Source organism: Pedobacter sp. AC402, assembly GCF_979252805.1.
In genome coordinates this window covers 41,007-60,472 of record NZ_CEEDAI010000018.1, presented here as the reverse complement: position 1 = coordinate 60,472, position 19,466 = coordinate 41,007, and the positions used below count along the sequence as shown (strand labels likewise).

Sequence of the window (19,466 nt, the reverse complement as noted above, 5' to 3'; positions counted from 1 at the left end):
TACCTTATAAAATGCAACTATTCGACGTTTACCCACTTAACGATATAGAAATAACCAAAGCAGCAGGCAGCAATGTTTGGGATGCTAACGGACAACAATATTTAGATTTATATGGCGGTCATGCTGTAATTTCAATCGGTCACACCAACCCTCGCTATGTTAGCCGTTTGACTGATCAGTTAAATAAAGTTGGTTTTTATTCAAATTCAGTAAAAATTCCTTTGCAGGTTCAGCTTGCAGAAAAACTTGGTGAAGTATCTGGCAAAAAGGATTTCCAATTATTTTTGTGTAATTCAGGTGCCGAAGCTAACGAGAATGCTTTAAAATTGGCTTCATTTTACAATGGAAGAAAAAAAGTAATTGCTTTTACCGGTGCTTTCCACGGACGTACATCGTTGGCTGTTGCCGTAACTGATAATCCTAAAATTGTAGCACCAGTTAACCAGACAGAAAATGTTATCTTCTTGCCATTTAACAATGAGGTGGCTTTAGAAGATACTTTTAAAGCACAAGGCGATGAAATTTCAGCGGTAATTATCGAAGGTATCCAGGGCGTTGGCGGCATAAAGGAAGCATCAAAAAGTTTCTTACAAAAAATCCGTTCACTTTGTGATCAATATAATGCTGTATACATTGCCGATTCAGTTCAATGCGGTTATGGCAGAACAGGCCTTTTTTACTCGCATGATTACTCCGGTGTAGAGGCTGATGTATATACCATGGCAAAGGGGATGGGTAACGGCTTTCCGGTAGCGGGAATCTCTATCGCCCCAAAATTTAAACCTTGGCACGGCGAGTTGGGTACAACCTTCGGAGGTAACCATTTAGCATGTGCGGCCGCTTTGGCAGTGCTCGAAGTAATGGAACAATATAACTTAATGAAAAACGCTGAAGAAATTGGCGATTATTTGGTTACCGAATTGAAAAAATTTGAGCAGGTTGTAGAAGTTCGTGGCCGTGGCTTAATGATCGGTATAGAATTACCTGCAGAACTGGCACATGTAAAAAAAGAATTATTGTTTACCCATCATATTTTTACAGGTGAGGCAAAACCTAACGTAATCCGTTTATTGCCAGCTTTAAATTTAACAAAAGCACATGCTGATGAATTTTTAGCTGCTTTTAGAAAATTAGTAAAATAGATATTGTGTATTTGGTCGATCGTCATGCTGATCCGATAATTATCGGATTTATTTCAGCATCTACAGTAGAAAAAGATCCTGAAATAAGTTCAGGGTGACGGATCAGGGATAAATTAATTTATATTAAAAATGAAACTTTTCACTTCCGTACATGATGTTCCAAGCATCAAAAAATTTGTAAATGATGCTCTTGCATTAAAAGCAAATCCTTACGCGCACCAAGGTTTAGGTAAAAATAAAACGTTGGGCTTAGTATTCATGAATCCAAGTTTACGTACCCGTTTAAGTACGCAAAAAGCTGCCCTAAACCTAGGTATGAATGTTATGGTGATGAACATGGATAAAGAAGGTTGGGCTTTGGAAACGCAGGATGGTGTGGTAATGAACGGCTCAACAGTTGAACATATCCGCGAAGCAGCTGCCGTTATGGGCCAGTATTGTGATATTTTAGGTCTTCGTTCTTTCCCGAAATTAAATAATCGTGAGGAAGATTACAGCGAAGATTTCTTTAATAAATTTGTGAAATATTGTGCTGTACCAGTAGTAAGTTTAGAGAGCGCAACACGTCACCCTTTACAGAGCTTTGCTGATATAATCACCATCCACGAAACCTGGATAAAGCAACCTGACGGCCGCAAACCTAAAGTAGTTTTAGCTTGGGCACCTCATGTTAAAGCATTACCTCAGGCGGTGCCAAACTCTTTTGCAGAGTGGATGTGTAAAGCCCAGGCCGAGGGGATGATAGATTTTACAATCGCCCAGCCCGAGGGTTATGAACTTTCAGAAGATTTTACACCAAATGCCGATATTCAATACAATTTAGAAGAAGCTTTGGCTGGCGCAGATTATGTGTATGTAAAAAACTGGAGCAGTTACAAAGAATACGGAAAGGTGTTAACTTATCCGGATGGCTGGATGATGAATAACGAGAAGTTGAAGTTTACCAACGATGCTAAAGTGATGCATTGCCTGCCAGTGCGCCGTGATCTGGAATTGTCATCAGAGATATTGGACGGACCAAATTCATTGGTGATCCACGAAGCCGGGAACCGTTTATGGGCTGCACAGGCGGTGATTAAAGCGATATTGGAGGAATTGAAATAATAACTATTGCTATATGCCTAGGCTTGTGTTCTCAAGAGCCGAAATTGTTAATATGGTAAAATAAAAGTATTAATGTGTTTGGTAGAGACACGAACCACGATAAGAATAAATTATGAAACAACTTACAATCATAAAAATCGGTGGAAATGTTATCGATAATTCCGAAAACCTGCATCAGTTTTTATTGGATTTTACAGCATTGCCAGGAGATAAAATTCTGGTGCACGGCGGGGGTAAAATTGCAACTGAACTAGGCGAATCGTTAGGCATTGAAGCTAAAATGGTTGAGGGTAGAAGAATTACTGATATCGAAACCCTGCGGATTGTAACCATGGTATATGCCGGATTGATTAATAAAAATATGGTTGCGCAGTTGCAAGCCAAAGGAAGCAATGCCATTGGCTTAACAGGTGCTGATGGAAATATCATCAAAGCAAAAAAACGTCCGGTTAAAGAAATTGATTACGGCTTTGTAGGTGATCTGGATGAAAATTCTGTTTCTGCAACAACTTTAGATTCTTTACTAACTGCCGGTTTGGTGCCTGTATTATGCGCCATAACACACGATGGGGATACTCAGCTTTTAAACACCAATGCCGATACCATTGCATCTTCCGTTGCAGTGGCAATGTCATCATTATACGAAACACGTTTGGTATATTGCTTTGAGAAAAAGGGTGTACTCAAAGATGTAAATGATGACAGTTCTGTAGTAAGAGAAATCAAGGCTGATGAATTTGAAGGTTTAAAAGCCGATGGAACCGTACAAGGTGGTATGATACCAAAATTACACAATGCCTTTGAAGCAATTAAAAAAGGGGTTTCGGCAGTATATATAGGAAAAGCCGATGAGCTTGCTGAACTTGCAGCAGAAACTTTTGGAACTAAGATGCTTAAATAAGGTTGAAGGTAAAAAGGTTGAAGGTAAAAGTATTAGCGATGTGCCTAGGAATATTTTTTTAAGCTTTTTGACCACTAAAGCACGAAGCTTGCAAAGAATTTTTAATTTGATGTTCTTAATCGTGTAAAAATAATGGGCTAGCTGGGAAAAGAAACCGATTACTGCTGCTTTTGCAAAATAAACCTGATAGTAGTGAAAAGGCCCGATTTTTCATCGGGCTTGTAACGGATAGCAGGACTAAATATCAATAGCATTACTACAATTACTTTTCCGAAGAAAATTAATCAGTAACCAACTGAAACAATATAAAAACGAACCACATGAAAAAAATAGCCATAATTGGTAGTGGAAACATCGGTTTATCTTTAGCAAAAGGCTTAGTAAAGGCCAACTTTGCTCGAAGCTGCCGATATTACGCTTACCCGTAGAAATACCGATCATTTAAAATCTTTTGCCGAAGCTGGTTTTAACGTTAGCAATAACAATAAACAGGCTGTGGTTGATGCTGATGTTGTAATTTTGGCTGTTCTGCCCCAACAATTAAATACCGTTTTAGATGAAATTAACACTTCGATAGATGCCGCAAAACATTTGGTTATTTCGGTTATCTCAGGGTAAGCTGCGCTGCGGTTAGAGAGAAACTGGGTGAGGAGGTAGAGGTAATCCGTGTAATGCCAAATACGGCAATTGCCATCGGACAATCCATGACATGTATGGCAAGCGATAATGCTTCATCGGAAAATATTGAAGATGTGACCAGAATGTTCGAAACTGTAGGTTCGGTTGTGAAGATAAATGAGGATTTAATGACTTCTGCTACAGCGCTTTGTGCCTGTGGAATTGCGTTTTTTTTAAGGGCCATCAGGGCTGCATCGCAAGGTGGGGTAGAAATTGGTTTCCATGCCGATGAAGCTTTAAAAATGGCAGTTCAAACGGCAAAAGGAGCAGCAGATTTGCTTTTATTGCACGGAACACACCCAGAATCAGAGATAGATAAAGTAACTTCGCCGAAAGGCTGTACCATTGCCGGATTAAACGAAATGGAACACAATGGTTTTAGTTCTTCATTAATTAAAGGTATTAAGCTTTCGGCTTTAAAAGCAGGGAATTTATATACTAAAGAAAGTTAGGTAATGTAGGGTTTGGTTTTTATTACCAATCTTAAAATTGAAACTGAAAGATAATAAAGGTAAAAGGTTTAAAGACCCAGTCTTGATAACGGATGCCAACTACTTGATAATAATATGTCATTAGAAAATATACAAAAAGAAAGTCTGGATTTATTGCGACAGTTAATCCGCATCCAATCTTTCAGTAAAGAAGAAGACCGGACAGCGAATTTAATCGCTCAATTTTTGGAAGAGCGAGGGGTTAAAACTCAGCGTAAAATGAATAACATTTGGGCTTACAACAAGCATTTTGATGCAAAAAAGCCCACATTACTTTTAAATTCACATCACGATACGGTTAAGCCAAATTCAGGTTATACCCGCGATCCTTATGATGCTGCAATTGAAGGCGATAAGTTATTTGGTTTGGGCAGTAACGATGCTGGAGGTTGTTTAGTTTCGTTAATAGGGGCCTTTTTATATTATTACGATCAAGAAAATTTAAAATACAACATCTGTCTGGCCGCAACTGCTGAGGAAGAAATTTCTGGTAATAATGGTTTAGAATTGGTTTTGCCAGATTTAGGTGAATTGGAATTTGGTATAGTTGGCGAACCAACAGAAATGAATTTAGCAATTGCCGAACGGGGTTTATTGGTGTTGGATTGTGTAGCGCACGGAAAAGCAGGTCATGCTGCCCGCGAAGAAGGAGAGAATGCCATTTACAAAGCATTAAAAGATATCGAATGGTTTAGGAATTATCAGTTTCCCAAGGTATCAGAAGTTTTTGGTCCTTTAAAAATGACGGTTACCATTATTAATGCAGGTTCTCAACATAACGTTGTTCCTGCTAATTGTACGTTTACTGTGGATGTTCGGGTTACTGATGCATATACAAATGAGGAAGTTTTAGAAATTATCCGTTCAAATGTGGATTGTGACGTAACGCCGCGTTCTATCCGTTTAAAGCCATCTTCAATTGATAAAAACCATCCCGTTGTGCAGGCTGGTGTTTCGCTTGGAAGAACTACTTATGGTTCACCCACCACATCAGATCAGGCCTTGCTGGATATTCCATCCGTAAAATGCGGCCCAGGTTTTTCAGGTCGTTCACACATGGCCGATGAGTTTTTGTATGTTAACGAGGTGGCAGAGGGTGTTGAAGGATATGTAAATATGCTAAAACCGGTTATACAATAAAACGGTCATTGGGAGGTACGTATAGCAAACACTTTATTAGAGAAAAAAGAATTTATATATGGTTTTATAGCACAAGATGAGTTTTCTTGCCTGGAACTGCAATAAATCCTGAACAATGTTCAAAATATTTGCAAAATCCGTAAAACTTTATAGTTCCATAGTTAAATAAAATTATAATGAATCTGCTTAGCGGACTTCATTATCTTTTAAAATAAGATAGAATGAAAATCTGGCAAAAAAATATAGATGTAAATCAGTTTGTAGAAAGCTTTACCGTTGGAAAAGACCGTGAACTGGATTTGCAAATGGCAAAGTTTGATGTATTGGGTTCTCTGGCGCATACTCAAATGTTAGAAACCATTAACTTGCTAACTGCCGAAGAATTGAAAACAGTTCAGCAAGAACTGAAAAATATTTATGCAGAAATTGAAGCCGGAAACTTCACCATCGAAGACAGTGTAGAGGATGTACACTCTCAGGTAGAATGGCTGCTAACACAACGCATTGGAGAAGCTGGCAAAAAAATTCATAGTGGCAGATCACGTAATGATCAGGTTTTGGTTGATTTAAAGTTGTTTTTCAGGGCTTGTATAGAAGATATGGTTGGGCAAACATCAACATTATTTAATCAGTTAATTGAGTTAAGCAATACGCACAAAGATAAATTGATGCCGGGATATACGCATTTGCAGATTGCCATGCCATCTTCATTTGGTTTGTGGTTTGGTGCATATGCAGAGAGCCTTGCTGATGATATGGAATTGATGTTGGCTGCGTGGAAAATATGCAATAAAAACCCTCTCGGTTCTGCCGCCGGTTATGGTTCTTCATTCCCTTTAAACAGAACTTTAACAACAAATTTGCTGGGCTTTGAAAGCTTAAACTATAATGTGGTTTATGCTCAGATGGGGCGTGGTAAAACAGAAAGAATTCTAGGTCAGGCCATGTCTGCTGTTGCGGCAACATTGGCTAAAATGGCTATGGATGTGTGTTTATTTATCAATCAAAATTTTGGGTTCATCAGTTTTCCGGCAGAGCTTACCACAGGTTCAAGCATTATGCCACACAAAAAAAATCCTGATGTTTTTGAGTTGATCCGCTCGCGTTGCAATAAAATCCAGGCTTTGCCGAATGAAATAGCCATGATGATTACCAACTTGCCTTCTGGTTATCACCGCGATTTACAATTGTTAAAAGAAAATCTATTTCCAGCCATTACCTCATTAAACGAATGTTTGGAGATCGCCACTTTTATGTTTCAGAACATTACTATAAAAGATGATATTTTAAAAGATAAAAAATACGACTACCTATTTAGTGTTGAAGTGGTGAATGATCTTGCTTTGCAAGGCGTTCCATTTAGAGAAGCTTACAAAATTGTTGGCGAGCAGATAGAAAATGGTAGTTTTGCACCATCCGGCCAAATACATCACACACATGAAGGCAGCATCGGCAACCTGGTGCAACGAGCAAATCGTTACAGCCATGCAGAATGTATTGGCTCAATTTGGTTTCGGGAAAGTGAATAAAGCAATAGAAGATTTGGTTAAATAATTTGCTAAATTTGTAGCTATGACGACTTTAACAATAGAAATTAAGGATAAAGATGCAGGTTTTGTAAAAGAATTCCTTAGCAAAATTGGTGCAAAAGTTAAATCAGAACCAACTAACCAGATAACTTCTGAAATTGCCCAGGCTTTAAAAGAAATTAAAGAGATACAGCAAGGTAAACGGAAGTCTTTAAGTTTAAAAGACATTTAATGGCTAATGAGGTTATTTATTCAGCTGTATTTATCAAGAAAGCTAAAATCTATAAAAAGAAATACCTTTCCCTGGTAGAAGATCTTTATCGGCTTGAAGAACAACTTCTTGAAAATCCACACCAAGGCAATGATCTGGGCGCAGGTTTATATAAAATTAGGCTTGCTATAAAAAGCAAAGGAAAAGGTAAAAGCGGCGGATTTAGAATAATAACTTACTTAGTTTCTAACAGTGCTGATGGTACAATTATTTATATGTTAACACTCTACGATAAATCGGAAGGAAGTAGTATTGATAAAAAGGAACTTCAAATAATAATAAAAGCATTATAAAGCTGCTAACATCAGCATTCAACATACAGGATCACTTCTTAATGATGTTCCATAATGGAATTACTATCAAATCATGATGGCGGATCAACATAACGAAAATATAAACAGATGAAAGTTTCAGTATTAGCCAGTTCATTAATTGGTTCAGAAATTATAAAAATTGGTAACGAGGTTAACGAAATGAAACGCAAGGGTGCTTCAATCGCTAACTTAACCATAGGTGATTTTGATTCAAATATTTACCCGATACCAACTGAGTTAAAGGCTGGAATTGTGGAGGCTTATAACGCCAATCAAACCAATTATCCACCTGCTGATGGTGTTTTACCCCTAAGAGAAACAGTTTCGGAATTGTTAAAGGATAGGTTTGGATTGGAATACAATACCAATAGTATTTTAGTATCTGGAGGTTCCCGTCCGTTAATTTATGCCACATACCTGGCTTTGATCGATCCTGGAGATACCGTGGTTTTCCCTGCACCATCATGGAATAACAACCATTACTCGCACTTAACTTCGGCAAAAACCATTGCAGTAGAAACCGATGCAGCGCATAATTTTATGCCAACAGCTGCTCAGTTAAAACCTCATTTAAAAGGTGCAACTTTATTGGCCTTATGTTCGCCTTTAAACCCTACCGGAACGATGTTCGATGCCGATTCTTTGGCTGAAATATGTGATGCAGTTTTGGAAGAAAATGCTTCACGTGGAGCTGATGAGAAACCATTATATATGATGTATGATCAGATTTATTCACTTTTAACTTTTGGAAAAGAGCATGTAAATCCAGTTTCTTTACGTCCGGAAATGAGGCCATTCACAGTATTTGTAGATGGTAGTTCTAAATGTTTGGCTGCAACAGGTGTGCGTGTGGGTTGGGGTTTTGGTCCGGAAGATATTATCAATAGGATGAAAGCCCTTGTTGGTCATATGGGTGCCTGGGCACCAAAAGCGGAACAGGTGGCTATGTCTAACTATTTTAATGATAAAGTACAGGTTGATGCATTTTTAGACAGCTTTAAGGATAAAATTCAAGACAGTTTAAACGCACTTTATAACGGCTTTAACGATTTAAAAACTGATGGTTTTAATGTTGATGCGGTAGAACCAATGGGTGCTATTTATTTAACAATAAAAATCGATTACATTGGAAAGACCACAGAAGATGGACAGATTTTAAAAGATAGTGCTGATGTAAATTTCTATCTTATTAAAGAAGCAGGAGCGGCATTGGTTCCATTTTCTGCTTTCGGAAATGAAGATAGTATGCCTTGGTTCAGAGCATCAGTTGGAGCCTGTACCTTGCAGGATATAAAAGAAATGTTACCGAGGATTAAAGCAGCTTTAAGCAAGCTGAAATAAGCTTGTGATATTGATAAAACCTCTTCAATTAGTATAGAGGAGGTTTTATCAAATGTTAGAACAATGCTAATTTGCAAAGGTTATTATTTAATAATAGTAAATTTGTATATTAGATATAAATCAAACAATATGGAAACTTATCTTGTTCATCCTGATAAAATACAAGAAAAGGCCTTGAAGGCATTTCTTAAAGCATTGGAAGTGCCGTATGAAATAAGGAAAGAAAATTCTTTACCAGCCCATGTTTTATCTGGCATAAAAAAAGGACAAGAGGACATCAAAGCCGGTAAAAGTTTTTCTTTAGAGGAATTCAAAAAGAAAATTTCGAATCTCTAATGAGCCTGCCTGTAGTTATATCTGAAACAGCATATTTAACTTTTGAATCTATTTGTGCTCAGATAAACGACAGATTAGGAGCGAAAGCCGTAAGTGATTTTAAAAAGAACACAATTAAAACACTATCAATGATCGGCGATTCGCCATTCCTTTATAAGGAAACTGATTTTGATCCTAATATCCGACAGGGATTGATCAAAAAGATTTCTTCTTTCTTTTATGAAGTTAAGCCCGATCGGATAGAAATACTTTTCTTTTGGGATAACAGACAAGAGCCTATGTTTTTTTAACTTTTTATTTCTAAAAGAATAAAACCCCCTAAGTCTAATATAAAACTTTTGGGGGCATTATTTTAGTGCTAATACAAGATAATTTGATGATATTAATATCATCTCAATTTACTTGCTGAACATTGCTTTTGAATATTAAAAGGCTAAAGCTGCCTCGTCTAATCCTTTATACAGGTATATTTTGATCTCGAGTAAGCTCTTTATCCGAAGTTATTCAGCGAAATCTGCTGGTTTATAATAATTATCTTTGGTAATAGGAAATTCATTGGCATTGGCTATTTTCTCATAGTTTCTTGAGCAGGCAACCGTAAATCCATGACCATTTCTAGGATAGGTCATTGATGAAGAATGTGCATAACCTATTACATGCCCAAGTTCGTGTACTGCAACGGCAGAAATATCTTCTTTTAGATAAGTTCTCAAAACCCATTCGGCCATTCCAAAGGTACTTCCACCCCCTAAGCCATTAACGCCAACCACTACTCCTGCATTAATTCTGTTGATATTCAGAATATTCTGATAAGTGGATTGTTTTTCTTCCAAGGTTAAAAACTCAGCATCTTCATTAATACTTATCGGCTCAGCCAAAAATTCTTTTTTTGTACCCTCATCCTGCATAAGGTAAGCGTAATTGATTAAAAGGCCTGTAAAAAGTCTAACATCTGCCGGTGTAAGATCATCCTTCCAACTGTTATTTGGATTATTTTCAGGGTCAAAATCTAAAAATCTTACATCCCATTTTAAAACTGATAGCTTTTTCAGTTTTTTTATAAGCGTATTTTCTCCTGAAAAATCAAATTGAACATCTGTAACTGGTATCCCGGTTGTTTTGTATTCCGAAAGATCAACTACGTTCCCGTTTATGTCGATAAAATTGCTTTCTCCATCCACAAAAGGGTAATTGATGATTTGGGTACCATGCGCCCTTATTTTTTTAATTTTTAGTAACTGAATAGGTTTTTCGCGTCCTTTTATGGTAATTAATACAATAGCATCTTCAAGATCTACAGGTGCAAAATTTGAGATTTCTATTGATTTTTCTGTAGCTGCTTTGATGCTTAATACGCTGGAAATTTTTAAACGGCGCGTTTGTGAAGTAAATACATCCAAGCTTTCGCCATCTTGGAACATTAGTGATGAATTTTGGCTGGTGTCAAAACTATAAACTTTTGGTTGAACCAGAACTGTAGGAGGGGTTGTTTTTTTACAACTGAAAAGCAGTGCTAACACTGCTATAAATAGAATTCTTTTCATGATGGTAGATAATTTACAGCAAACTAAATTTGATTAGGTAAGTAAACTGCTTTTAGGTTTTAATTTAAAAAATCTGTTATTTAGTAATACGATTAACTGCCCGAACAATAAGGTATTGAACATACTTTAAAACTGTATTGGCTTTTGAACGCTTTCTGCCAGGCTAAAGGCTTCATTATTTTCTTGAAAGGCCTAATTGCAATTGATCCCATCGCAACGATGGAAATGTTTTTGATGTTTCTTTTCATAGGTTTTAGGTTAGGTAGACGATTGCCTGCTGAGCGGGCTGGGTTAACAAATGTAAACGAACACTTGGTATCAATATGCCCCAAAAGAATTATTTTACACGAAAAACTAGTCCTGATAGGATGTATCTCTACTAACTATGTATTGTAAGTTAAATTTTACACAAAAAGGATTTTAATTAAATGCTTCAGTTGTGTTGTTTCACATTGGGTCAGTTATAGTCTACGAAGAAAGTACTATCTGCTAGTAAATAAAAACAATATTTGGGTTAGTTCTTAATCTTTGTCTAAATAGTTAATGCACTAACATCTTGCTTTAATCTGAAATAGGGTCATATTTGGTGGAAGTATGAGTTGAGAATTATATTGTCTAGATCACTATCATATAAAGTATTTTTTATTCTTATAACTTGAATTATTTAGTATACATACTCATAATGGTATTTTATTTAATATAACTTAAACAATTATATATAAAATAGGCCATGCTTATTTGAGTGATTTTGACCCCTTATTTGAATGATTTACACCCTATCAAAATTTGTTTGTCGATAGCTTTAACTCAATGACGTTTAACGCCCTGGTTTCTTAAGCTTAAACCTATGAAAAGAATTATTTTATTAAATGTTATACATAAAAAAAACCTCACAGATTTTAAAGTCTATAAGGTTAATCTTATTTAAAAGTTTTATTCAGAATTCGGCTTAGCTTTTAAATTCGCTTGTTTTATGGAATTCAATATCAGGATAATCTTGTTTTGTTAAGTTAATCATGTACTCACTATCGGCAAGATAAACCGGGTTGGCTTCTTTATCAAAGCCAATATGTTGTTGTTTTCGCTTAACAAATTCATCCAATTTTTTCCGATCAGTAGAAGTTACCCAGCTAAAGCTGGGTATAACTCAAAGTACGGAAGCGGCATTTAGCGCCATACTCATGCTCCAACCTGAAGTTGATTACCTCAAACTGAAGTTCGCCAACTGCGCCAATCACTTTCCTGTTTCCTGGCTGCATTACAAATAACTGCGCTACACCTTCATCGGTTAACTGCTCAATTCCTTTTTCCAATTGTTTGGTACGCATTGGATCCATATTTTCTACTTCTTTAAAAATCGAAGGAGAGAAACTCGGAATGCCTTTAAATTGCAGTTTTTCGCCTTCGGTAAGCGTATCGCCAATTTTAAAGTTGCCACTGTCGTATAAACCTACCACATCGCCCGGCCATGCCTCTTCAACAATACTTTTCTCATTCGCCATAAAATCCATTGGGTTAGAGAATTTTAATTTTTTATCCTGACGGGTATGGTAATAGAATTTGTTGCGCTCAAATTTGCCAGAGCAAATCCTTAAAAAGGCAATCCTATCACGGTGTTTTGGATCTAAATTGGCATGAATTTTAAAAACAAAACCACTAAAATTCTTTTCTTCTACCAATACATCACGTTCTTCCGCTTCACGATGCCGTGGACTCGGAGCGATATCAATAAACGTATCTAAAAGCTCTTTTATTCCAAAATTATTTATCGCACTCCCAAAAAACACAGGAGCAACCAAACCATCGGTATATAAATCTTTATCAATTTTGCCATAAATTCCATCAACCAGCTCAACGTCATCTTTTAATGCATTGATCTCGTTTTCTTTAAGATAATTTAGTAGCGATGGATCGTTTAAATCGCTGGCCGCAACCACCGAATCGGTTACTTTGGTTTTATCTGAATTAAATAAATTTAAATGTTTGTTATAAATGCTGTAAACACCCTTAAATGTATGCCCCTGGCCAATTGGCCAAGAAAGTGGGCAAAGGCTGATGTTCAGTTTTTCTTCAATTTCATCCAGTAAATCATAAGCTTCTTTACCTTCACGGTCCATTTTGTTAATAAAGATAATTACAGGCGTATTACGCATGCGGCAAACCGACATTAGTTTTTCCGTTTGTTCCTCCACACCTTTTACACAATCTACAACCAAAATAACACTATCTACAGCCGATAAAGTTCTGTAAGTATCTTCGGCAAAATCTTTGTGACCAGGTGTATCTAAAATATTAATGCGTTTACCACTGTACTCGAAACCCATAACCGAAGTTGCCACCGAGATACCACGTTGTTTCTCAATCTCCATAAAATCGGAGGTGTTACTTTGGTTCGCTTTGTTCCTTTTTACCGCTCCTGCAGTATTAATGGCACCACCAAAAAGCAGAAATTTTTCTGTCAGTGTGGTTTTGCCCGCATCGGGGTGACTAATAATGGCAAAGGTTTTACGTTTTTCTATTTCGGGGTTAAGCATAATAAAATTTTGGGTATAAAGAGAGATGAAACCTTGTTAAAGGAATTTAACAGCTATAAGATTTGAATATTGTTGTTTCATCTGGCCGCAAAGATAAGAAAAAGCTTTATCATTAATTGTTAGGTTGTTGTATTGTTTTAGTTTGTGTGCAATAGATTTAATATTAGCAATAATCGGAAATTAATACCCTGGTACTTTCGAAATTATAGTTATGCCATATACTATGGCTCCGATTTAATTCCGGTGTGAAATTGCGGAGGAAGCTGCCCTTTGCATTTGCTTCGAAAGATCTTTATTGCAAGAAGGTGCTTTGTAGAAAAAAGAATGTGTAATTGCTGAAAATTATCATTGAAAAATAAATTTTCTCATCAATCATTGTTTAGTTTTGTGCTAAAATGTTTAGCTTTATTCATCCCTCCGTTTATTGTAAACTATAATTTTACTGCCGATGCCCACTTTAGAAGAAACTTCTATGCCCGCAGAAATTGCGGCTAAATTTGTTAATTATACCTCAAAACATGTTTTCTTAACAGGAAAAGCAGGAACAGGTAAAACAACATTTTTAAGAAAACTGATTAAACTTACACATAAAAAAGCACTGATTGTAGCCCCAACAGGCATTGCTGCGATAAATGCATCCGGAGTTACTATCCATTCGCTGTTTCAGATGCCTTTTGGAGCTTTTTTTCCGGATGTTGCAGGAGGGTTGATCAATGAAAATATTAACTTCAATTTCAATACGCCTAAAACGTTAGTAAAACACCTGAATATGCAGGGCAATAAACGGCGTATGTTGCAGGAACTGGAGTTGCTCGTAATCGATGAAGTGAGTATGTTACGGGCTGATATGCTTGATGCGATTGATTTTGCGCTACGTTATGTGCGGAGAAATAGAAATCTTCCGTTTGGAGGGGTACAACTATTATTTATTGGCGATCTGCATCAATTGCCTCCGGTAGTGAAAAATGATGAGTGGCGCATTATGGCCAAATTTTATAAAAGCATTTATTTTTTTGATGCCTTGGCACTGCATGATAATCCCCCAATATATATCGAACTTGATAAAATTTACCGCCAGGATGATGCTGTTTTTATTGATCTGCTGAACAATTTACGCAACAATAAAATCACGGCCGAGGATACTACCTTACTTAAACAGCATTATAAACAGGATTTTAAGCCCTCTGCCGATGAAAATTATATTACCTTAACCACGCATAACAATAAAGCCGATAGCATTAACCGCGAAAGATTAACCCAGCTGAAAACCAAATCTTATTTTTTTGAAGCAAAGGTTCAGGGAGAGTTTAATGAGTATGCTTACCCGAATGATAAAAGTTTGGAACTAAAAGTTGGGGCACAGGTCATGTTTATCAAAAATGATATGACTGCTGAAAAGCGATATTACAACGGGAAAATTGGTGTTGTGCATCATATTGAAAAAGATCTGATTGAGATTGAGCTACCCGAAGATAAAGTAGTGATTCAGATTTCACCCTATACTTGGGAAAACGTTAAGTATAAACTGGATGAAGCAACAAACGAGATTAAAGAAAACGTTGCGGGTTCATTTATTCAATATCCTATAAAACTTGCCTGGGCCATTACGGTACATAAAAGTCAGGGTTTAACCTTCGATAAAGCGATTATTGATGTTGGCGATGCTTTTGCTCCCGGCCAGGCCTATGTGGCATTGTCGCGCTTACGCTCGCTAAAAGGATTGGTGCTAACTTCTCATCTTCGTGATAGTGGTTTGCAACAGGACCAGAATGTGCATTATTTTTCTAAAACGAAACAACCATCTGAGATTTTGAACGAACAGATCAGTCTGGAGAGTTATAGCTTTATTCGAAGTTACCTGATTGCTGCATTCGACCTTAACCTGATCCGTTACTATTTGAAAGAACACCGCCAGACTTTCGACAAAAGTGAAAAATCAACTAAACAGCGATATGAAGACTGGACGGATACAGTTTATACAGATTTCCAAAAAATCACTGCTACAGCCGATACTTTTGTTAATCAATTGAAAAATTTGTTCGCACAGCAAACCGAGCATACTTTATTCAATGTATCGAAAAGGGTAGAGGCTGCGTTAAAATATTTCAATCCTCTGGTTAAGGAAATTTCCGACCGTTTTCTTGCCCAAATTGAAACCATAAAAGAAGAAAAACAAATTAAAACGTATGTAACCGAGCTGCTCGAACTTGAAATTTTAGTGTATGAGCAATTAAAAAAGATGCATAAAAGTAAAGCGTTGCTTCAGGCACTTATTGCTGGAAAAGAATTTAGCAAAACCGATACCGATGCGCTATTAAATACGGTAGAAAGAAATAATCAACTTCAAAAAGCAATTCAATTAAAGGGCGAAACGCTTAAGGTAAAATCGGCTGCCGACAAAAAGAAAAAAGAACCAAAAGTTGATACAAAGCTGGTAAGTTTTGAGCTTTACGAGCAGGGTAAAACCATTGAAGAAATTGCAAAAGAGCGTGGTTTTTCTTCTGGAACCATCGAAGGGCATCTCGCTTATTATGTTTCTACTCAGCAACTTGATGTAACCAAATTGGTAAAAGCCAATAAAATCAAAAATATAAGTGATGCGATAGAAAGTCAGAAAACAAAATCGATGGCTACAATAAGAGAGTTTTTAGGTAAAGATTATTCATTTGGAGAGATTAAGTTGGTGCTGGCATCGTTGTTTCCATCGGAAGAATAGAAAAGTTTAACCACAGAGAAAACTAAGGAAAAAAACGCAAAGGGCACAAAAGCAATTTCAGGGATATGGATGAAAATGAATTATCAAGAGTTGTTATCGGGTTGGCAATACAAGTTCATAGTGCTTTAGGTCCTGGTTTGTTAGAAAGTGCCTATAAGGAATGTCTATATTATAAAATCCTTAAAGCAGGATTATTTGTAGAAAAGGAAAAGATAATGCCTTTAATTTTCGAAGAGGTAAAACTAGACTGTGGATATCGAATTGATATTTTAGTTGAGCGCAAATTAGTATTAGAATTAAAAAGTATAGAAGCATTTAATGAGATTCATTTAGCACAAACATTAACCTATATGAAGTTAGGTAATTACAAATTAGGTCTTTTGATGAATTTTAACGTAATTAGGTTGAAGGATGGATTAAAACGTGTAGTGAATGGCTTATAATTTCTTTGTTTCTTTGCGGAAAACTTTGCGAACTTTGCGGTTAAATGGAAAAGGTTAAAGTTTTAGCGCAGTACATGCCCGAACAAGCGGCACCGCTAATTGCAAAATGGATAGATTATTTTCAGTGCGAATTTAAGATTGCCAAAACCCGTTCTACAAAACTGGGCGATTACCGTCATCCTTATCAAGGTAAAGGTCATCGCATTTCAGTAAACTTTAATCTCAATCATTTCGCTTTTCTGGTTACCACCGTGCATGAATTTGCCCATTTACTTACCTGGAACGATTTTAAGAATAAAGTGAAGCCACACGGTTCGGAATGGAAGAAAAACTTTCAGCGGATGATGGTGCCGTTTTTTGAATTGAATATTTTCCCTGATGACATTCATAAAGCGATTGATAATTACATGTCTAACCCGGCGGCATCCAGCTGTTCTGATTTACATTTATCGCGTGCTTTAAAAAAATACGATAGCAATAAAACCGAAACTTTACATTTAGAGCAATTGCCGATTAATACCACCTTTAAAATTAAGGATGGCAGGCGTTTTACCAAGGGCGAAAGAATCAGGAAACGGTATCGATGTGTTTGCTTAGATGATAAAAGGTTATATTTGTTTAATCCTTTGGCAGAGGTTTTTGTGATAGAATAGGATTGTTGAAATAAAACTAATTGATTAACTTTAGGTTATGGAAAAAATTTTTGACCGTATTTATATTGACGCAAATATTTGCGGCGGCAAGCCCATAATAAGAGGTAAAAGAATTACCGTGCAAACCATAATGGAATTTTTGGCTGCTGGAGAAACTCAAGAGGAAATTTTAAAGCAATATCCATCCTTGGAGACTGAAGATATTACAGCTTGTATGCTTTATGCAACTGAATTAATGAATCATAGTTTTGTAATTAAGCAGGCAGTAGCTTAATGCAAAAGGTTTTTCTTATTGATGTGAATTTACCACGTTTTTTTTCTTTGTGGAATTTTGATGAATATATACATCAATATGAACTTGGTGATGAATGGTCAGATACTGAAATCTGGACGTATGCCCAATCAGAAAATTTGACTATCATAACTAAAGATAGTGATTTTTCTTCCCGAATTTTACTCCATAATCCACCTCCCAAAATTATACACATTAAGATTGGCAACATGAAAATGAATCGATTTCATGAAGTTTTAAATCGGTTATGGCCACAAGTGATTGAACTTAATAAGGATTTCAAATTGATTAATGTCTTTTCGGATCGGATTGAAGGTGTAAAATAAGCTATAAAAATTTAAACTCATTTCCATCAAACAAACCTTTATCGCTCAATTTTAAATGCGGTATTACCAATAAAGCCATGAAAGAAAGTGTCATAAATGGAGCTAGAAGCGTAGCACCTAAATCTTTCGCAAATCGATCAATTGAGGTATAACTTTCTGCTACTTTATAGCCATTTTGATTACTCATTAATCCTGCTACAGGTAAAGCTAAAACTTCTTCTTTTCCATTACCCATTGCAACCACGCCACCGGTTTCTTTAATTACGAGATTTACCGCTTCGCATATACTTTTATCATCCACGCCAACTGCGATAATATTATGACTGTCGTGCGCAACGCTTGATGCAATAGCACCTTCTTTCAGTCCAAAATTCTTTACAAAAGATATTGCAACAGGCGCATCATGGTAACGGTTTACCACAACCATTTTTAAAATATCGTTTTCAGTATCACTTACGATATTACTATTTAAAACTTTTGGTATAGCTAATAATCTGTTGGTGATCAATTGTCCATCCAAAGCTTCAATAACAAGAATTTCTTTTTGTCCGTTAAAGGGATAAATAAAATCCGCTTCCTTTTTTAGGCTGCAATTGAAATGATTTACCGATTCGCGATCTTCCAAATGTATTACCCAATTGCCCCCTGTTTTACCGTTTTCGGCAAGTAGTAATCCATCAATATAGGTTTGTTTAACCTTGAAGTTTTTTAAATCATCGAGTACAATAAAATCTGCATCATCATTGATCCGGAGTGAGCCTACATCTAATTTATAGTGAAGAATAGGATTTATGCAGGCAGCTTGAAGTATATTAAATAGATCAATTCCTTTTTCTATCGCTCTTGCACAAAGCTCGTTAATATGGTTTTCTACTAAACTATCGGGATGTTTATCATCGCTGCAAAACATCATCATTTCAGGCCAATCGTTCAGCAGATCAATTAATGCGTCGAAATTTTTAGCAGCACTTCCTTCGCGGATGAGGATTTTCATGCCACGCCGTAACTTATCCAATGCTTCATCAGCAGTAAAACATTCATGATCGGTAGAAATTCCGGCGTTAATGTATTGTTGAACAGCCTCTCCCCGCAAACCCGGTGCATGGCCATCTACTGGTTTGCCTAAATGGTGCGCAGCTGAAATCTTTTTTAAAACTTCTTCATCTTTATTTAGCACCCCAGGGAAATTCATCATTTCACTCAGGTATTTTATTTCCGGGCGTTCTAAAAGCGACTTTACATCATCATGATTTAATTCAGCACCGGCAGTTTCAAAAATAGTAGCCGGAACACAGCTTGGCGCACCAAAATTGAATTTAAAAGGGACAGTATTGCCATTTTCAATCATAAATTCTACACCTTCCATTCCACATACGTTAGCAATTTCATGTGGATCGCTAATGGTAGCAACTGTACCATGAATAACTGCCAAACGTGCAAATTCACTTGGAATCAACATGCTGCTTTCAATGTGTACATGACTATCAATAAACCCAGGCGAAATATAATGCGCCCCCTCTTTCTGTTCAGAAATTTTATTGATTGATTTTATTTTTCCATCCTCAACTTCAACTTCGCCAAAGAAAATATTTCGCTCTCTGATGTTAATTATATTTCCTTCAACTTTAAAAGTGCTCATGCTGTTTATATAAATTAGCCACGGAAACTAGGATTGCAACGGAATTAAATGATTAATTTTCTCCGTGATTTT

At 36.5% G+C, this 19,466-nt stretch carries 16 protein-coding genes and 3 pseudogenes; 16 read left to right on the top strand and 3 right to left on the bottom strand.

Translation table 11 applies throughout. The features are described from left to right. Positions 1-11 precede the first annotated feature (11 nt). The 11 genes and pseudogenes from AC0IWE_RS26635 to AC0IWE_RS26585 all read left to right on the top strand — a co-directional run bounded on the left by AC0IWE_RS26635 (position 12) and on the right by AC0IWE_RS26585 (position 9,537). Complete coding sequence (locus AC0IWE_RS26635) at positions 12-1,142, top strand: aspartate aminotransferase family protein (protein ID WP_471795409.1); 1,131 nt, start codon at positions 12-14, stop codon at positions 1,140-1,142. A gap of 129 nt (positions 1,143-1,271) precedes the next feature. Continuing rightward, the gene (locus AC0IWE_RS26630) at positions 1,272-2,246 is read left to right on the top strand and encodes a Rossmann-fold NAD(P)-binding domain-containing protein (RefSeq protein WP_471795408.1); all 975 of its coding nucleotides are present in this window, start codon (positions 1,272-1,274) and stop codon (positions 2,244-2,246) included. 112 nt (positions 2,247-2,358) lie between these two features. Next, complete coding sequence (argB, locus tag AC0IWE_RS26625; RefSeq protein ID WP_471795407.1) at positions 2,359-3,147, top strand: acetylglutamate kinase; 789 nt, start codon at positions 2,359-2,361, stop codon at positions 3,145-3,147. 320 nt (positions 3,148-3,467) lie between these two features. Further along, positions 3,468-4,277 (top strand): annotated as a pseudogene (gene proC / locus AC0IWE_RS26620) (pyrroline-5-carboxylate reductase). A 114-nt stretch (positions 4,278-4,391) separates the two neighbouring features. Next, entirely contained in the window at positions 4,392-5,456 is a 1,065-nt protein-coding gene (locus tag AC0IWE_RS26615; RefSeq protein ID WP_471795406.1) for a M20 family metallo-hydrolase, read from the top strand. A gap of 221 nt (positions 5,457-5,677) precedes the next feature. Next, positions 5,678-7,010, top strand: a pseudogene (gene argH, locus AC0IWE_RS26610) (argininosuccinate lyase). Between the two features lie 18 nt (positions 7,011-7,028). Beyond that, positions 7,029-7,217: a hypothetical protein gene (locus AC0IWE_RS26605; RefSeq protein WP_055913091.1), complete on the top strand. Its 189-nt coding sequence runs from the start codon at positions 7,029-7,031 to the stop codon at positions 7,215-7,217. Continuing rightward, positions 7,217-7,549, top strand: a complete 333-nt coding sequence (locus AC0IWE_RS26600) for a type II toxin-antitoxin system RelE/ParE family toxin (RefSeq protein ID WP_471795405.1) — start codon at positions 7,217-7,219, stop codon at positions 7,547-7,549. Before AC0IWE_RS26605 ends, AC0IWE_RS26600 begins: the two co-directional genes overlap by 1 nt. Positions 7,550-7,657: 108 nt before the next feature. Then, positions 7,658-8,911 carry a pyridoxal phosphate-dependent aminotransferase gene (locus tag AC0IWE_RS26595; protein WP_471795404.1) on the top strand — a complete coding sequence of 418 codons (1,254 nt, stop codon included), beginning with the start codon at positions 7,658-7,660 and terminating at the stop codon, positions 8,909-8,911. A gap of 129 nt (positions 8,912-9,040) precedes the next feature. Next, a complete protein-coding gene (locus AC0IWE_RS26590) occupies positions 9,041-9,247 on the top strand; it encodes a DUF2683 family protein (RefSeq protein WP_055913082.1) in 207 nt (68 codons plus the stop codon). Further along, positions 9,247-9,537: a type II toxin-antitoxin system RelE/ParE family toxin gene (locus AC0IWE_RS26585; protein WP_471795403.1), complete on the top strand. Its 291-nt coding sequence runs from the start codon at positions 9,247-9,249 to the stop codon at positions 9,535-9,537. Before AC0IWE_RS26590 ends, AC0IWE_RS26585 begins: the two co-directional genes overlap by 1 nt. Before the next feature lie 210 nt (positions 9,538-9,747). On the opposite strand, the gene AC0IWE_RS26580 is transcribed toward AC0IWE_RS26585, so the two are convergent. Continuing rightward, entirely contained in the window at positions 9,748-10,791 is a 1,044-nt protein-coding gene (locus AC0IWE_RS26580) for a hypothetical protein (RefSeq protein WP_471795402.1), read from the bottom strand. A 949-nt stretch (positions 10,792-11,740) separates the two neighbouring features. Next, positions 11,741-13,325, bottom strand: a pseudogene (locus AC0IWE_RS26575) (peptide chain release factor 3). Between the two features lie 448 nt (positions 13,326-13,773). Here AC0IWE_RS26575 and AC0IWE_RS26570 point away from each other — a divergent pair. The 5 genes from AC0IWE_RS26570 to AC0IWE_RS26550 all read left to right on the top strand — a co-directional run bounded on the left by AC0IWE_RS26570 (position 13,774) and on the right by AC0IWE_RS26550 (position 17,755). Then, positions 13,774-16,041 (top strand): helix-turn-helix domain-containing protein, encoded by a 2,268-nt coding sequence (locus AC0IWE_RS26570; RefSeq protein ID WP_471795401.1) that lies wholly within the window; start codon positions 13,774-13,776, stop codon positions 16,039-16,041. Positions 16,042-16,106: 65 nt separating this feature from the next. Continuing rightward, positions 16,107-16,484 carry a GxxExxY protein gene (locus AC0IWE_RS26565; protein ID WP_471795400.1) on the top strand — a complete coding sequence of 126 codons (378 nt, stop codon included), beginning with the start codon at positions 16,107-16,109 and terminating at the stop codon, positions 16,482-16,484. Between the two features lie 44 nt (positions 16,485-16,528). Then, on the top strand, positions 16,529-17,137 hold the full coding sequence (locus AC0IWE_RS26560; protein ID WP_463497525.1) for a SprT-like domain-containing protein: 609 nt from the start codon (positions 16,529-16,531) through the stop codon (positions 17,135-17,137). A gap of 37 nt (positions 17,138-17,174) precedes the next feature. After that, the gene (locus AC0IWE_RS26555) at positions 17,175-17,411 is read left to right on the top strand and encodes a DUF433 domain-containing protein (RefSeq protein ID WP_471795399.1); all 237 of its coding nucleotides are present in this window, start codon (positions 17,175-17,177) and stop codon (positions 17,409-17,411) included. Continuing rightward, positions 17,411-17,755 carry a DUF5615 family PIN-like protein gene (locus tag AC0IWE_RS26550; RefSeq protein ID WP_471795398.1) on the top strand — a complete coding sequence of 115 codons (345 nt, stop codon included), beginning with the start codon at positions 17,411-17,413 and terminating at the stop codon, positions 17,753-17,755. The genes AC0IWE_RS26555 and AC0IWE_RS26550 overlap by 1 nt, the downstream gene beginning before the upstream one ends. Position 17,756: 1 nt before the next feature. On the opposite strand, the gene ade is transcribed toward AC0IWE_RS26550, so the two are convergent. Continuing rightward, on the bottom strand, positions 17,757-19,394 hold the full coding sequence (ade, locus tag AC0IWE_RS26545; protein WP_471795397.1) for an adenine deaminase: 1,638 nt from the start codon (positions 19,392-19,394) through the stop codon (positions 17,757-17,759). Positions 19,395-19,466: the final 72 nt, after the last annotated feature.

What these genes read in the sequence shown, in the direction of transcription:
- AC0IWE_RS26635 (WP_471795409.1), top strand. Translation starts at nt 12, where the DNA reads ATGCAACTATTCGACGTTTACCCACTTAACGATATAGAAATAACCAAA.
- AC0IWE_RS26630 (WP_471795408.1), top strand. Translation starts at nt 1,272, where the DNA reads ATGAAACTTTTCACTTCCGTACATGATGTTCCAAGCATCAAAAAATTT.
- argB (WP_471795407.1), top strand. Translation starts at nt 2,359, where the DNA reads ATGAAACAACTTACAATCATAAAAATCGGTGGAAATGTTATCGATAAT.
- AC0IWE_RS26615 (WP_471795406.1), top strand. Translation starts at nt 4,392, where the DNA reads ATGTCATTAGAAAATATACAAAAAGAAAGTCTGGATTTATTGCGACAG.
- AC0IWE_RS26605 (WP_055913091.1), top strand. Translation starts at nt 7,029, where the DNA reads ATGACGACTTTAACAATAGAAATTAAGGATAAAGATGCAGGTTTTGTA.
- AC0IWE_RS26600 (WP_471795405.1), top strand. Translation starts at nt 7,217, where the DNA reads ATGGCTAATGAGGTTATTTATTCAGCTGTATTTATCAAGAAAGCTAAA.
- AC0IWE_RS26595 (WP_471795404.1), top strand. Translation starts at nt 7,658, where the DNA reads ATGAAAGTTTCAGTATTAGCCAGTTCATTAATTGGTTCAGAAATTATA.
- AC0IWE_RS26590 (WP_055913082.1), top strand. Translation starts at nt 9,041, where the DNA reads ATGGAAACTTATCTTGTTCATCCTGATAAAATACAAGAAAAGGCCTTG.
- AC0IWE_RS26585 (WP_471795403.1), top strand. Translation starts at nt 9,247, where the DNA reads ATGAGCCTGCCTGTAGTTATATCTGAAACAGCATATTTAACTTTTGAA.
- AC0IWE_RS26580 (WP_471795402.1), bottom strand. Translation starts at nt 10,791, where the DNA reads ATGAAAAGAATTCTATTTATAGCAGTGTTAGCACTGCTTTTCAGTTGT.
- AC0IWE_RS26570 (WP_471795401.1), top strand. Translation starts at nt 13,774, where the DNA reads ATGCCCACTTTAGAAGAAACTTCTATGCCCGCAGAAATTGCGGCTAAA.
- AC0IWE_RS26565 (WP_471795400.1), top strand. Translation starts at nt 16,107, where the DNA reads ATGGATGAAAATGAATTATCAAGAGTTGTTATCGGGTTGGCAATACAA.
- AC0IWE_RS26560 (WP_463497525.1), top strand. Translation starts at nt 16,529, where the DNA reads ATGGAAAAGGTTAAAGTTTTAGCGCAGTACATGCCCGAACAAGCGGCA.
- AC0IWE_RS26555 (WP_471795399.1), top strand. Translation starts at nt 17,175, where the DNA reads ATGGAAAAAATTTTTGACCGTATTTATATTGACGCAAATATTTGCGGC.
- AC0IWE_RS26550 (WP_471795398.1), top strand. Translation starts at nt 17,411, where the DNA reads ATGCAAAAGGTTTTTCTTATTGATGTGAATTTACCACGTTTTTTTTCT.
- ade (WP_471795397.1), bottom strand. Translation starts at nt 19,394, where the DNA reads ATGAGCACTTTTAAAGTTGAAGGAAATATAATTAACATCAGAGAGCGA.